The sequence below is a fragment of the Vibrio sp. ED002 genome (assembly GCF_023277445.1).
GTDB classification, from domain to species: Bacteria; Pseudomonadota; Gammaproteobacteria; order Enterobacterales; family Vibrionaceae; genus Vibrio; species Vibrio jasicida.
This window is the reverse complement of record NZ_CP080238.1, coordinates 2,800,861-2,815,964: the sequence shown is the minus strand read 5'-3', so window position 1 is coordinate 2,815,964 and position 15,104 is coordinate 2,800,861. Positions and strand designations below refer to the sequence as shown.

Sequence of the window (15,104 nt, the reverse complement as noted above, 5' to 3'; positions counted from 1 at the left end):
ATTTACTCCCTAACCCAAATCTCTTGTTGTCGCTGTACTTGTGCAACCCCGGTGCCACAAACTGCTGTGGCTTGCACACGAAATAGAGATTCAGCTTCAGAGGCACCCGCATTAAAGGTACCAATATTTGAACATGTCATCGCTCTAAGCTGACAACCAGTGCCTTCCGTTACATTTGGTGTCGCACCACTTACAGAGTTCGCACAAAAACTAGCTACGTCAGGCTCGTCATTATTTAACGGATACAGCTGAGTCAGCGCCCACTCATTGGCAGATTGAGCAATAAACCAAGCTTTCGTTCCTAAGAATTCTCTCGTTAACGTACTTTGGTTTGACCAACTCACCTTCATCAATGATGCGGCTAGATAGCCCATTACAATGATGACGAACAAAACGACGATCAGGACATTACCCTGTTGAGTATTTTTACGGAACATTCAACACCTGTACATCTTGTTGGTAAACACTACGCTCCCCGTTTTGAGTGAACTCTAAGTTGATATGCACAATACCGCCCCTTTGCAGGGTTGGTTCTAGATAGTGCATATCACTAACAGAGGTATCCACGCTATCTGCAACCGTAATGCCATTGCGAATAACTTCATCATTATCAAAACAGTAACGAATTTCTGATTTATTTTGGTAAATGTAATGACGGCTAGAGATAGAAGTGCCACCAATCGTACTTGCCGCCCCACTAACAACAAACACACCGTCTGTTTTAGCTAAACCACCTACAGCTAGACTCTGTGAAGAGGTGGATTGCAAGTCCTCATAACGGCTGGGATTAATCACCATCCAACGGTTAGGAGGGATAGGATTTAACGTTGAGTCGTTCCCAAGTAGAAACTCTAAGTTGTTATTTGTCAGCGTGTAAAAGCCAGAATACTCAATTGGAACAAACTCTAAGCAATTGGTAGTTCCGGTAGGTACATGAAAGCTGTTTGGGACTGCGTGACGAATTTCACGCGACATTTTTTCCAACACAAACTGCGCTTGAGTTTGCATGCGCTGTCGATCAATCGTGTCTGCGTATCCCTTCATGCCTAACTGCACATAACCCGCAATACCGAGCATGATAAAGCTACCGATCACAATGGTGACGATCATCTCTATTAAGGTAAAACCACGAACTTTCATCAGTAGTTACCTCTTATTGCAGTTAGTGTCAGAGGTTGAGCATTACTAGCAAAAATCGTAACTGTGACTTTTTTATAGTTAGTGATTCCTGTCGGTGGTGTCGCACTCAGATCGTCATATGCCACGCCAACTTCAACTCGAAAGTTACGGTACTTGTCTTCACTACTTGTGCCCAAGATATCTGAGATATTGCCACGGTTTGTCCCTTGGCATTGACTCACTGTCGTTGGTGCACTCCAACAACCGATGTAATCATCGACATCGTTGAAGTTTTCAGGAATAGACTCACCAGAGTCAGGACCAAGACTGGCAGTACAATTTGGCGCTCCAAGTGAACTCTCTCCACAACGTAGTAAACCACCGTCAAAGTCGCTATTTTGGTCAAAGCCACGCGCTAGTATTTGCGACATAAAGCTTTGTCCAAGCGCAGTTGCTCGGGTTTGATAGTGTGGCATCGCGGAGTCACGAATTTGAGGAACAAGGAAGGAAGTAAACGCCACCATCGCAACGCCCATTAGGACAATAGCAATGATCATTTCAGCTAAGGTCATACCGAGTTGCTTTCTCATGAGCATGAACCCTCAGAGACATAGCCTTGAGAATTAATCAGTACTCGACATTGGCTTTGACCGCTTACATCACGGATAAGAATAGACACGCCACCAGAAGCGACATTCAACGGATTCCCCAGTAAATCGAAGTTAATCGGGCTTGTCGCTCCAGTTAAACTGAACGTTGCAGAGTCATCCTCAACGAGATCGCTACGAGCCTCTTTCGCACTACCAGTTAATGAACATGCCTCCATTGAACCAATACAGCTAGAAGAGACTTGCAATTGGAAGTTGGTATCCGTGGTTGAGGTGTTTGATTGCATGCGATTCACCTGAACTTGGCGAATCACTGAAATAGCCTGCTCTTGAAGCGCAAACGCGGAGACACTGCCCTTGCCCATAAAGCGGCTAGCAGCGTAGAGAGAAAGAATGGAAAGGAGGACGATCACTAGGATCAGCTCCATTAATGTAAACCCTAATGTAGAGCTGCGAATTTTCATAACCCAACCTTAGGCTTAGGACAAGCGAAGTAAGTATACGATGAAATTATGAGAATAATGATAGGTTTATAAGTTTTAAATTCGAACTGTGAGCAAGCGTACAAATAACCGCCAAAAGGTTATTTCTCTCCTTTTGAGCGCTCCAATTCTTCTTCAATTCGATCGTAAGTTTCTTTGTTGCTTAGCGTCTCAGAAACGTGCTCAGCGGTTTGCTTAGTTTGCTCCCACTTGGCTTCGTAAGTTTCTGGCTCAAAGCTGATAAATCTTGGTAATACCACATAACCGACGACACCTAAGATAATCAGCACAACGACAAACTCTATCGCACTAAGACCCGATGATTTACGCATATGAACTATTCCGAGATTCATCAAAATAAAGAGATAAAGGCCAGACTAGCTGGCCTTTATGACACCGATTAACAACCAGTATCTGTTACAGCAGTTGTAGAAACTGCCGCAGAAGTTGCTTCAGTATAAGTCACGTAACAGTTACCTGCTTTAACCTTAGCTGCAGTGTTGCCTGCGTCTAAACCTTTTTTAAGGTCTCCACTAATAAACGTAGCGACAAGTTTATTAGGAGTAGTACCCTCTAAAGCTAGTGCCCAATCTTCATCTAGGCCAGTTACTGCATTGTTAAGACCGTTATCTGCTGCCATTGGGTAACCGTAACCAACTAAAACATCCTCAACTTTAACGTCGTTTGCTGGAGCTTTCGTCTCGATACCATCAATTGCTGATTTACCGAAAACAATACCAGAAGCACCATCAATCGCACCTTTTAGACCTTGTAGTGCAGATTCACGAGCATCCGACTGCAGATTAAGGAAACGTGGTGCTGCAGTTACCGCTAGAATACCTAGGATTACAATTACCACTACCAATTCGATAAGGGTGAAACCACCTTGTCTTTTCATTGTTTACTCTCTCTATGTAAGCATGCAGAGTGACTGCAAAGTTTTATCGGTCATGCGACCATTTTGGATAATGTCAAAACGGTGTGGCATCTCAACGATAAACCAAGGTTTATCCATTGAGCCCTTTTTCTACCGCTTGAGCAGAATGACGATTCGCCATTGTTAAGTTAAAGCCGAGATAAAAAGTGAATCACCTTGTGGTTTACTTTTTATTACAACCTTTTGCTTATGGTAATGTTTGCATTATACCGACTTTCATTCCTATTTATAGTACTAAAGTGTCAAAAAAATCACTCCGCCGACATTTCGACGTCTATTTTCAGACGATTAGCGTTCGATATAACAACAACTCTCTGTCCATTTTCATAAGTATAGTCACATGTATAACTATTACTTTTAATTGCTCCACGAATTTCTAACAACTCGCTCGCCATAATTTTACGTTGCGGGTAATGGACCGCCAACCAATAGTCACAATCGAGCGCACCGCTTGATTTGAAAGGTGACACTAAGCCCCCTTCTGTCATGTTAAGCTCAAAACCGTCCATTAACAGCAACTTAGGCTCTCCATGAACGAGCCAAGCTTGGTGGTATCGTTGCACACTATCTTGCATCCAAACCTTAGCAAGTTTCGCTCCTGTTTCTTGCGCTTCTTGCTCTATCGGTTTTAACTTTTGCATAAATGCGGCAAGCACAATAATTCCAACGACAGCAGCAAGAATCAGTGTCGCTCGACTTTGATTTTCAACCACCCCGTTAGCCGCCTTTGATGATGTCCAGCATCCCCCACATCGGCAGGAAGATACCCAATGCCAGTACCATCACCATGCCCGCAACAATGACCAAAAGTAACGGTTCTATTCGGGCAGTCAGGGTTTTTAAGTCGTAATCTACTTCACGGTCATAAAAGTCCGAAACTTCCAATAGCAGTTCATCAATTCGACCCGTTTCTTCGCCCACGGCAATCATCTGGATGACCAGAGGCGTAAAAATCTTACTGTTGATTGCCGTGACAGAAATGGTACTACCCGCTTCAATCGCCGATTTCATCTCAAGAATTCGGTTTTCTAAGAACTTGTTGCCAAGCGCTTCACCAGCCAATGCAAGTGATTGGTTTAGAGGCACACCGGATTTCAGCATCAACGAGAAGGTTCTTGAAAATCGAGAAAGCTGGGCACGGTTCACAATGTCGCCGACAATGGGTAATCTCAAGCGCAGTTTATCGAACTTCTCTCGCCCATCTGCAGTTGCAACCCAAGAGCGGAAGATTAAAAACGCACCAACGATGGCAGCAATCAACAAGCCCCAGTAATTAACAAAAAAGTTAGACGTCGCAATCAAGACTCGTGTAGGCAATGGCAGTTCCACACCGAAACGAGTGAACATAGAGGCAAATTCAGGGATGACCAGAATGTTCAAAATAAACATCGCAATGGTAATAAAAACAATCACAAAGGTTGGATAGCGCATTGCAGCTTTGATGCGCTTACGCGTCTCCAGCTCTTGCTCGTAATAGTTAGCTAATTGCAGCAATGCTTCATCAAGACGACCGGTGTTTTCACCTACGTTGATCATCGACACAAACAACGGGCTGAACACTTTGGTGTGAGGTTGCATTGCTGAAGACAAACCACGACCGTTGCTTAACTCGGCAACCACATCTTCAAGCGCTTCTTTCAGTTGCTTGTTTTCGCAGTTTTGTAGCAAACCACGCATAGAACGCAGTAGCGGTACACCCGCTTTGGTCAGACTAAAGAGCTGACGAGAAAATAAGATAATGACTTCAAGCGGAATAGCTGGCACAAACAGTTTGGATAAACTGACTTTGCTCTTTACCCCTTCTTTCTCTAAACGCAGGTTTAAGGGAATAATACCCTTGTTCATCAACGCTTCCGCCGCCGATTCTGAATTTACAGCCTCGACTTTACCACTGGTTGATGAGCCGTCTAAAGTGCGGCCTTGATAACGAAAAGTTGGCATTCACTTACCTACATTAGAATTGGATCGATTTTACCGGAAGCATCGCCTTCACCCAGAGCCATCACTTCATCCAAGCTGACTGAGCCTTGCAATGCGAGTTCCATTGCAGAAGCAAGCAGCGGCTTGTAGTTGCCTGAACGTCGAGCCACTTGAGCAAAACCCACTGCGTCGTTTGCACGTAACTTATCCATCATTTCATGTTCAAGCTCGAGCATTTCAAACACACCAATTCGGCCTCGGTAGCCCGTTAAGTTACAGTTTTGGCAACCGACACCTTTATGGAAAGTCGCACCAACTTGATTCGGGAATCGACCCGCTAGCCATTGTTGGCGAGCACCATCAAGCTGTTCTGTCGTTTTACAATCCGAACAAACGCGGCGCACTAGACGCTGAGCAACCACCGCGCGCACGGCACTTGCCACCAAGTAACCAGGCGCCCCCATGTCGATCATACGAAGAGCGCTATCAACAGCATCGTTAGTGTGCAAGGTACTTAATACCAAGTGACCTGTCAGTGCGGCACGCAAACCGATTTCGACCGTCTCTTGGTCACGCATCTCACCAATAAGAATGATATCCGGGTCCTGACGAAGGAAAGTTCGCAGCACGCGAGAGAAAGTCAGGTCAATTTTACTGTTGATTTGAACCTGAGTAATACGAGGTAATCGGTATTCCACCGGGTCTTCTGCGGTGATGATCTTTTTACCCGGCTCGTTCAATTCACTCAACGCGCCGTAAAGCGTGGTGGTTTTACCAGAACCCGTCGGGCCGGTAACCAAGATCATGCCGTGAGGGCGAGACAGTTGGCGACGAAGACGCGAAAGCAACTCTGCGGGTAAACCGGAGTCCTCAAGCTTACGCAAACCAGAGGATTGGTTGAGTAGACGCATTACCACCGATTCGCCGTACTGAGTCGGCAATGTCGACATACGAATGTCGATCGACTGACCACGTACTTTGATATTAAAGCGACCGTCTTGTGGCAAGCGCTTCTCGGAGATATCTAAATGCGCCATCAATTTAAGACGAAGCACCAAAGCGGAAGCAATATTGACTTCGTTCAGTAACGTTTCATGCAACACACCATCGACGCGCTGACGCAAGCGTAGGACTTTGTCGTCTGGTTCAATATGGATATCCGAAGCGCCCACTTGAACCGCATCTTCAAACATCGAATTAACCAGCTTAACAACCGTAACTTCTTCGCTGTCTGCTCCATCAATGCCGTAATCAAATGCCTCGACATCCTGGTGCTCAGCTTGCAACTGCTCGGCAAACGATGCGATTTCTTTGGTTCGGCGGTAGTAACGGTCAAAGCTTTCAACCAGTTGACGCTCTGGGGCAATGATGAATTCCAGATTGTATTCGCCCAACAAGTTCATTAATGACTCTTGAGTAAACAAATCCGCAGGATCACTCATCGCAACACGCAACGTATCACCATTTTGAGCGACGACCATGGCACGTAAGCGTCGAGCATGAACTTCAGGAAGAATCGGCACCGCCTCTGCATCGACAGGCGCACGACTTAAATCAATCAGCGGTAAACCCAGTTGCTGTGATAAAAACTCAAGCATCTGCTTTTCACTGATAAAACCAAGGTCAATCAGTGCATCACCAAGCTTCTGTCCTGTACTATGCTGCGCCGCTAACGCTTGTTGTACTTGGTCTTCAGAAACAATACCTTCTTCAACTAACAGATCGCCAAGGCGTTTTCTCAACTGAATTCTCATTGCGCATTCTCCAGTTGTTTTAAGATGTTCAGACGATCACGAATAAATGCCTGAGATTGATTTGAGATACCCACTTTACCCAGCGCCTGCTGATAAGAAGCAATCGCCAATGTAAAGCTTAAAGCGCGTTCCTGTTGAATCGCGAGGCCTAGCCACCAGCGTGCATTTTCTGGTTCACGCTGCGTCAGTAACTGGTAGCTTTCGAGCGCAATGTCATTTTGCTTTTGCTTTTGAGCCAATGCAGCACGCATCGCAAGGTAATCACGAGTCGGTGAATCCGGCAGGTAGGCTAATGGGCTGAGTGCTGCTTCTGGTTGATCTGCTTTGACTAAAAGCTTGGATAACGCTAAACGCAAACCTTGGTTATCTGTATCGAGCTGAATGCCAGCTTGTAGAATTTCATAAGCTTTGCGTGTATCCCCTTTACCAAAGTAAAGCGCCGATAGCTTCTGGCGAGCTTCGACGTTACTTGGTTGATAACGCAATGCTTCGGAGAAAGCAGCCAGTGCTGTCTTCATGTCATTGGCATCCATGGCTTTGTCTGCACGACCTAGCGCTTTCTCCGCCAACTGTTGATGCGTCAATTCCACTTGTTCAATACGCATTGAACTGTCTTGTGCTGCCGTTGATGTTTGTTGCGTACTGCCACTCAAACTCGCTAGTAAAATAGGCTGCTCTTGTGCGCTGACGACTTGCTTACGATGCTCGAAATCGTCGACTTGTGGAACCGCTTTCACCACAGGAACTTGTACCGTTACTTTGGGTCTTTCAATTCTTTGCGCATACACCACATTGTCTAACTCAGGCGTCACCTTACTTGTTGGTGAGTGGCTCACTTCAACCACTTGAGCGGAAGGACGATTAGCCTGACTAACGGACATCACGGTAGTCGTCGCCATGTTTTCAACGGGCGCTGGACCTTGAGACACAGCCCATCCGCCGACGGCTAAGCTCAATGAAAAGCCACCAACGAGCCAAAGCCACGGTTTGCTACGTGAGATACTCGGAATATCGGCCTTGGTTAAATCCGAAGGCGATTCTTTTTCAGCAAGTTCTGATAATGCTTTATTGATGGCACTCAAGGTTAGCTCCATCCCCAAAATCTTGGAGTTTTAAACTTAGGTTTACGTGCATCGAAGGTATCGTGCATCGCAACGTAAACGTGTTGATTTTTCAAAAGCGTACAACGGTCATTAAACGCCGAAAGCAGGGCTTTATGGCTAATTTGGTTAATCAAACGAGGAATTCCCATCGCCGAACGCCAAATGGCTTTCTTCTGCTCTATTGAAAAGATATGCGCACCATTACCGGCCTTGTCTAAACGGTTATTGATGTACGCCACCCCTTCTTCAATAGAGAGAGGGCGAAGTTGGCAACTGAACGTAATGCGTTGACGAAACTGTCTGAGTTTATGCGTTTTTAAACGCTCATCCAATTCAGGCTGACCAAATAAAACCAATTGGATCAGCTTATCTTGTTCGGTTTCTAAGTTGCCGAATAAACGTAAAGTCTCGAGTGCTTCTGTTGAAAGCGCTTGTGCCTCATCGACAATAAGAACAGTGTTCTTACCTGAAGCGTGTACTTCAATCAGATGCTCTTGAATCAGTGAAACGATTTTTAATGGGTCGGTATCTTCGATGCCAAGCTCTCTTGCGACTGCAAACTGAAGCTGCTCACCGCTCAATACTGGATTAGGCAAATAAACCAATTCCACTTGTGATTCGATTTGCTCAATCAGCTTGCGGCAAACCATCGTTTTACCTGTGCCGACTTCCCCAGTCACCTTGATAACCCCTTCTCCCATTTTGACCGCAGCCATAATAGTTTGAATGGCCTCATAATGAGGGACTAACCCCAGAAACATTTCTGTGTTTGGGGTTAGAGAAAAAGGCTGAACTCGAAATCCAAAATGCGACAAGTACATAGTCGAATCACAAAACCACGTTTAAACGACACTTCCTAACGCTGATTACTCAGCGTCAGGGAACCACTCTTGCAATAAATCACGTGAACGCTCTAGCTCTTTCTGCCACGTGTTCACACCAACAACCGTTGGCTTTAGCAAAATAACCAACTCTGTTTTTTGCGTCACATTGTTGATGTTGCGGAATAAATTACCAAGCGCGGGTACATCACCTAAGAACGGTACTTTCGATACTTGCTCTAGGTTTTGCTGCTTCATCAAACCACCAATAACAACCACATCACCATCTTTTGCGCGAATTACAGAATCAGATTCACGAATCGAGCTTTTCGCTAGTGGAAGTTGGATGTTTTGGAAGTCGCCACCAAGGTTGAGGTTCTTAATCTCTTCTTCCACTTCAATAACTGCAGGATGAACGTGCAGGAACACATTGCCTTTATTATCGATTTGCGGAGTCACATCTAGAGAGATACCAGAGAAGAAAGGTGTAAGCTCAACTTCAGGCACCGCGTTGGAGTTCTCGCCATTACCTGCATTACTTGACAGCTCGGTAACGAAGTACTCGTCGGTACCCACTTTAATGACGGACTTTTGATTGTTTGCTGCGGTGATGCGCGGGCTAGAAAGCACGTTCAAATCACCTTGAGTGGCCATGAAGTTCATTACCGCTTCAAAGTTACCATCAGAGAAAGTAACGTTAGTTTGTCCACCGAGTAGCGAGCCAATTGCATCTAAAGGTAGTGTTACTGGGTTTCGGTCAACGACAACACTACCCGAGTTACCAATAGAGGCTGACATATTTGACCAATTGATACCCTGTTGGTAACCGTCACTTAATGTCACTTCTAGAATTTTTGCTTCCAGAATAACCTGACGTTGCATACGTTCTTGAGAGACACCCAAGAACTCACGAACTTCGCGAATCTCATCAGGGAAGGCACGAACGGTTATCACACCAGCTTGTGGGGTAACAACAACACTCTGGCCTTTGCCAGATCCAATAAGGTTCGCGACCGCTTGTTGCAGCATCGGCCAAAAATCACTTTCTGTGATAGTTTCAATGCGAGTACCACCTGTCGATGTTGTCGAGCTGTCGCCGTTATCGCTGTTTGAATCTGACGAATCAGAATCATCTGAGCCACCACCTGAATTTGATGTACCCGCAGACGTCACCGACCCAGTTACAATGCTCGTTAATGAACGACCAGAACGCTTGAACTGTAGGTAATCGACAGGAATCGTAACCGTGCGCATACCTGCTGGGTAAATTTGAATCACTTTGCCTGACTTCACAACGTCATAACCATACATGTTTTGTACGACATTAAGCACTTCGTCCAGTGTCACGTCTGATAGGTTAACCGTAATATTGCCTTGTACAGCAGGGTGGATAGCGACACTGTATTCCGTTCCTTTCACTAAGGAAGCAAAGAAGCTGCGCGCTTCAACTGCATTAGCTTGGATACGGAAACGCTTCAGAGTGCCTTGCTGAGAAGAAACACTGCTGTCTAGGTTTGGCATAAGATCGGCTTGCACAGAAGAAGGGATATCTTCAAGTGCACGACTGTTTGCTTCATTGATAGATTCGTTCAGTGCTTGCTTCACTTCTACTGGGTCACGGTGACCCATAGAACAACCCATTAAGGAAGCAATCACTATTCCTACAACTAATTTGCGCATATCTGATCAGGCTCTGGTTATTATTTTTTTACGTTCAAACCAAAAAGCTCTAGTTTCCACTGACGGTCACCACGCTTTAAAGTTACAAATTCACTATTGATACTGGCTACTCGATATCCGTTAAGTTTCACGCCAGGCTCGACAATACGGTTATTCAAAATAGCGACACATTCAGTGTTCGGCTTACATACGATGCTGTTGAGCGTTGGTAAGCGGTACTGTTTTGCTTTCGGTTTGGCTTGCGATTCTGTCGCTGTTTTTTGCCAGCCAAGAGGCGCTGTTGGATCTTGGTTGGCCCAACTAGAACCGGCAGCAACCACAAGAACAAGTGAGGTAATGAGTTTCTTAACCACCAATAAACTCCTCTCTAGAACCTAATGTGTACACTTCCAACACCAACTTCGCTTTTGGATACGCTTCAACTTTATAACTGAAGCTGCGCCAGTAGTAACTTGCTGGCAAGCTTTCTAATTTGGTCAAGTAGTTAGCGATGGCAAAGTAATCACCTGTTAACTCCATACGCACTGGGTGCACGTAGTATCCGGAGTATTGCGACGCTTCTTTATCTTCCGTTATCGGCTCCGCAGGCAATGTCTGAAGCGACAATAAATGAATTCCGCTTTGCTGCTCTAATACACTTTCGAGCAAAGCTGCCATCTGTGAAGGTGTAATAAGATGTTCAATGATCTCTGAAAGCTGCATCGACAGATGTTGACTCTCAGTCAGCAATTGGGAAATTGCTTGATCAATCTCTGCGTTAGGATCCTTTTTCAATTGAGCCTGAATACGCAAAATGTCAATTTCGGTTTTTTGATTAGTCTGCTTCAAGTTACTCAAGAGTTTGTCGTTACTCACCACTTCATTGAGCTTTGGTTCCAGTACCAAAGTAAACAGCAGCATCACGACAGTGACCAATCCACATAGTGCGATCAGAACTTTTTCGCGTGCGCTCATTTCATCAAAGCGCTCTTCTAAAGAAAGCCAGAATTCGTTCATTTTTCTTCTTTGCCTCCGCGCGTCTTCAATTCAAAAGTCACGATATTGTCGTCATTACGACCAATCTTCACATCATCAAAGGTACGACCAATTAAACTGATCTCATTCTTGAACTGGCTGACCCAATTGGGAACAGAACTTGGCGTTCTTGCCAGACCTTTTAAATCTAATGTGTTGTGGTCAATACGAATTTCAGACAAAGAAATATTATTGCTGCCAAGCTTAGCGAGCGATTGCATCACGCCCGAATAACCTGTGCGTTGGGAATCATCATATTTACCAACGGCTTTCAGTGAATCACGCTTGGCTTTTACTTCACGCTCCAGACGCGCTTTGGCAGCGAGTTTATTGGTGTCTGGTTGATGCTTGCGTAACTGAGCTTGGTAACGATCTAACTCAGATTTCATGATGTTGCCTTTGCTTTTTACGATGGCGATTTCATCTTCTACGCCATCACTTTGCCAAGTCACATAACCGTAAGAAAGGAAAATAACCGCGGCAGCCACACCCCAAGAAATCGCCACGTTTTTTAGCGTTAGCAGGTTCTTTTTCGGTTTTAAGAAATCTGGATACAGATTAACGCGTCGAGTATTAGACGTTGCTGCCGTATCGGCTAAGACATGGCCAGAAGGTTCATGATCTTCAGCCAATAATGCAGAAACCTTCGTGCTTAAACGATAGTTAAGCGACTCAACCAGTTCATTTTCATCTTCATCATCACAACATACTTTCAACTGATGCAATTGCACGTGGCGAAGTTGAGAAGAGAGGTAATCAATCGAGCGTTGCAACTCAAGAGATAGACTGTCCATCTGCAACTCGCTAGACGGCACACCTGTTAGTGGTGGGGTGACACTACGAATAGAGCGGTGGAATGCGATGGTATGCTCGACAAACGCACTGATGCGGAAGTGTCCTCGAGCACTGCGTTGAAGCAATAAAAAGTTGCCAAGTTCACCAGAAGTATCCCCCCAAACGTCATCTTCAGGAATGATCGCTTCCAAAGGCAATTGAGCTCGACTTGCCAACAATACCAACTTATCGAGGATCTTTCGTGATAAGACGTAAGCTTGAACTTTGTTTGAGTTGGGTAACTCAACCGCATCGGCAATGATGTCGATCGCACGTTCAGAGATCAGCTCTTTTAGCAAAAATGGTAGTGCAGCAGGCCACTCATTACGCGGCATCGCTGGCTTATCAATTTGATACATCTGATAGTAGTTGTGAGAAAGCACAACCGCTAAAGAATCGTAAGAGCTTGCAGCAACGCTTAACGCTTGCTCACATGCGCGCTCCCAATTCGATTCTGAGATCTCAAACTTGGATGGTCGACTGCTTTTAAGGGGTGATGATAAATAAACTGCGTCTGGCTGAATAACCAAAAAGCAAGTGCGACCACCGACCGATGACCGCTTGAGCTTGTCGAGTACTGCTTTAAAATCCATGATTATTATCTTTATTTTTTTCGCCAGCGATTTCTTCTTCCCAATTTCACTTGAGATTCAGATTGAGAAAGTTGCATTGATTCAGAGCGAGGAAGGTATTGCTCTTCTGAAGAGAAATAACGTCCTTGCCCACCGTGAACCCCCAATTCAATTAGGGTGTTCAGCTCGTGCTTATTCTCAATTCCCACTGCTATTATTTTTGTTTTACTGTTTGCGGCCGCACCCAACATACTGCGAACAAACAACTGGTTCTCATGTCTCTGGTCGATTTTTGTTACTAAGCTGCGATGTAGCTTGAGATAACGAATGTCCACTTCTTTTAAGTAATGCGTGCTGACGATAGTACGCCCCGCTTGCCCAATCATAAGGTGGCATTCTAAACCGGCCAGCATTTTAGCGACTGGTCGCATAAAGTCTAAGTGTCTTACAAATTGTGCTTCTACAAACTCAAAAATGAGACACTTTCTTTGCTCTCGTGACAACTGTAAGAGTTCATCACGGAACCATTTGAAATATTCTCGATGCCCAAAAGGAATCACATTGAGGTTAAGAACATACGTCTGACTACGATCGAAGTTGTGTTTAAAGTCTTTTAAGAATTTATTAACAACTGCGCGGTCCATTTGCGCTTCATAACCGACTTGTCGCACCGCTGAAATAAAACGAGACGCTTTCACAATTCCATTTTCTGGATCGCGAATCCGACATGTTAACTCGTCGTGCAAAGGTTTTTTATGCGCCACATCACTTATTAGATAGGCAGATTGTGCGTAGAGTATCACATTTTTAGATGTGAGTGCTGAATCAAATAACGTACGCCATCTCACACTTCCTCGAGCATCTTCATCATGATTCCACTTTTTAAAGCGGCTCCAGTTGTTATTGTTCTGTAACTGGGCACTACGTAACGCCGTCTCAGCCTCATCAATGATTTGGCTGTGACGCTCACCCTCTTTATAAGTCGTGATACCAATATGGCACCAGTTATCCAATTCTAACGGGTATGGCGGGTGAAGCTTTTCCAATTGGCGGATGCATTGAGAAGCTAAGTTAGCCACATCTTTTGCGGATTGATGAGGCAAGAAAAGTGCAAAATCGGCATTGTAGTAACGAGAAAACACCACGTCAGGATAACGCTGAACTAAATTGGAAAGTAAGCTACCCACTTCCACAATAAACTCATCACAGGTTTGCTTATCCTGCTCTTCTTCTACAAGTTTCCAGTCTTGGATTCGAATCAGTAGTACTGCACCGCGTGCACCACTTTCCAACAAGGCTGATTCCAACTTACTGTCAAACAACACTCGGTTCGCCGTTCCAGTAAGTTTATCGAGGAAAGTTTGAGTACGAATAAAGGTATCGAATCGGCTACGTTCTTGACGCGCATCCTGCAACTCTTCAATCAACACATCGAGCGCTTCACTCGCCGTGTAAGGCCACTCTCGCTCATCTCCCTTTGCATATTGTTCAACGCGGCCAGCCAAAATCATTCTGCCGCGTTCTTCAAGCATTTCGGAGCCTGCCAGTTGCTCTTTTAGCCAAGCAACACCGCGCATTAAACAGAAGATGATCAGAACCACAGCAAGCGTGATAGACCAAAGCGCTTGCATTGAGTAGCTGTAACCTAGATAGGGAGGAATAACCTTAAAATAGATAACATAATCTTGGTTGTGAGTAAGTGGGTACTCTTGCTCAAACAACACTGAGCTGTCTATTTTATGGGTGGTGTCTTTAAAGCGGTAAACCACGGCATCATTCGCCGAGAGGGTCATCTCGACAATGTTGCTGGCTTGAAGCATTTTCGGCATCCAGCGCTGCATCGAGTATGCGGCATCAGGATCTTCCATCTCTTTATCAACAACCTCAACGATCCCTTCCAAATAATGGGTGAGATATTCTTGCCCTAGTCGTTTAAAAGAGAGGGTGCCGCCGACAAACAAGATAAACATTGCGCATATAACGATCATAGTGACAAAAGCCACCAGCCGCGTGCTTAGCTTAAGAGTTGGGGTATACCTCATGAATACCAAATTCCTTTTCTATTCATCATATACCTTATTGAAATATTTATACTTGATAAGCGTTCAGTAAACAATCGTATTCGTGTGAATGTGAGAGACTGAGGCGGAAAGAAACAAACCATCATTCGATATTTGAGAGTGAAGGTCTTCGAATTACAATTCGAAATGATTACAGTCCTTTCAGACAAACCATGTGACCCGTCCTGATATGGGTTGAC

At 45.0% G+C, this 15,104-nt stretch carries 16 protein-coding genes; all 16 read right to left on the bottom strand.

Going from position 1 to position 15,104, the window contains the following annotated elements; translation table 11 throughout:
• Positions 1-2: 2 nt before the first annotated feature.
• On the bottom strand, positions 3-437 hold the full coding sequence (locus ITG12_RS13070) for an MSHA biogenesis protein MshP (RefSeq protein ID WP_248873133.1): 435 nt from the start codon (positions 435-437) through the stop codon (positions 3-5).
• The gene (locus tag ITG12_RS13065; RefSeq protein WP_248873132.1) at positions 427-1,140 is read right to left on the bottom strand and encodes a prepilin-type N-terminal cleavage/methylation domain-containing protein; all 714 of its coding nucleotides are present in this window, start codon (positions 1,138-1,140) and stop codon (positions 427-429) included. The genes ITG12_RS13070 and ITG12_RS13065 overlap by 11 nt, the downstream gene beginning before the upstream one ends.
• The gene (locus ITG12_RS13060) at positions 1,140-1,709 is read right to left on the bottom strand and encodes a type II secretion system protein (RefSeq protein WP_248873131.1); all 570 of its coding nucleotides are present in this window, start codon (positions 1,707-1,709) and stop codon (positions 1,140-1,142) included. Before ITG12_RS13060 ends, ITG12_RS13065 begins: the two co-directional genes overlap by 1 nt.
• Positions 1,706-2,191, bottom strand: a complete 486-nt coding sequence (locus ITG12_RS13055; RefSeq protein ID WP_248873130.1) for a type II secretion system protein — start codon at positions 2,189-2,191, stop codon at positions 1,706-1,708. Before ITG12_RS13055 ends, ITG12_RS13060 begins: the two co-directional genes overlap by 4 nt.
• A 119-nt stretch (positions 2,192-2,310) precedes the next feature.
• Complete coding sequence (locus ITG12_RS13050) at positions 2,311-2,541, bottom strand: hypothetical protein (RefSeq protein WP_045382732.1); 231 nt, start codon at positions 2,539-2,541, stop codon at positions 2,311-2,313.
• A gap of 68 nt (positions 2,542-2,609) precedes the next feature.
• Positions 2,610-3,107, bottom strand: coding sequence for a type II secretion system protein (locus tag ITG12_RS13045; RefSeq protein ID WP_248873129.1), 498 nt, complete (start codon positions 3,105-3,107; stop codon positions 2,610-2,612).
• A 290-nt stretch (positions 3,108-3,397) separates the two neighbouring features.
• On the bottom strand, positions 3,398-3,859 hold the full coding sequence (locus ITG12_RS13040) for a hypothetical protein (protein WP_038864562.1): 462 nt from the start codon (positions 3,857-3,859) through the stop codon (positions 3,398-3,400).
• Between the two features lie 4 nt (positions 3,860-3,863).
• A complete protein-coding gene (locus ITG12_RS13035) occupies positions 3,864-5,087 on the bottom strand; it encodes a type II secretion system F family protein (protein WP_038879730.1) in 1,224 nt (407 codons plus the stop codon).
• An 8-nt stretch (positions 5,088-5,095) separates the two neighbouring features.
• A complete protein-coding gene (locus ITG12_RS13030) occupies positions 5,096-6,820 on the bottom strand; it encodes a GspE/PulE family protein (protein ID WP_039975676.1) in 1,725 nt (574 codons plus the stop codon).
• Complete coding sequence (locus tag ITG12_RS13025; protein WP_248873128.1) at positions 6,817-7,914, bottom strand: tetratricopeptide repeat protein; 1,098 nt, start codon at positions 7,912-7,914, stop codon at positions 6,817-6,819. Before ITG12_RS13025 ends, ITG12_RS13030 begins: the two co-directional genes overlap by 4 nt.
• Positions 7,905-8,744: an AAA family ATPase gene (locus ITG12_RS13020; protein WP_248873127.1), complete on the bottom strand. Its 840-nt coding sequence runs from the start codon at positions 8,742-8,744 to the stop codon at positions 7,905-7,907. Before ITG12_RS13020 ends, ITG12_RS13025 begins: the two co-directional genes overlap by 10 nt.
• A 45-nt stretch (positions 8,745-8,789) precedes the next feature.
• Positions 8,790-10,424 (bottom strand): pilus (MSHA type) biogenesis protein MshL, encoded by a 1,635-nt coding sequence (mshL, locus tag ITG12_RS13015; RefSeq protein WP_038879737.1) that lies wholly within the window; start codon positions 10,422-10,424, stop codon positions 8,790-8,792.
• Positions 10,425-10,444: 20 nt separating this feature from the next.
• Positions 10,445-10,777 (bottom strand): hypothetical protein, encoded by a 333-nt coding sequence (locus ITG12_RS13010; protein ID WP_038864575.1) that lies wholly within the window; start codon positions 10,775-10,777, stop codon positions 10,445-10,447.
• On the bottom strand, positions 10,770-11,420 hold the full coding sequence (gene gspM, locus ITG12_RS13005) for a type II secretion system protein GspM (RefSeq protein WP_038864576.1): 651 nt from the start codon (positions 11,418-11,420) through the stop codon (positions 10,770-10,772). Before gspM ends, ITG12_RS13010 begins: the two co-directional genes overlap by 8 nt.
• On the bottom strand, positions 11,417-12,865 hold the full coding sequence (locus ITG12_RS13000) for an MSHA biogenesis protein MshI (protein WP_104029708.1): 1,449 nt from the start codon (positions 12,863-12,865) through the stop codon (positions 11,417-11,419). Before ITG12_RS13000 ends, gspM begins: the two co-directional genes overlap by 4 nt.
• Positions 12,866-12,876: 11 nt before the next feature.
• The gene (gene csrD, locus ITG12_RS12995) at positions 12,877-14,886 is read right to left on the bottom strand and encodes an RNase E specificity factor CsrD (protein ID WP_248873126.1); all 2,010 of its coding nucleotides are present in this window, start codon (positions 14,884-14,886) and stop codon (positions 12,877-12,879) included.
• Between the last annotated feature and the right edge of the window lie 218 nt (positions 14,887-15,104).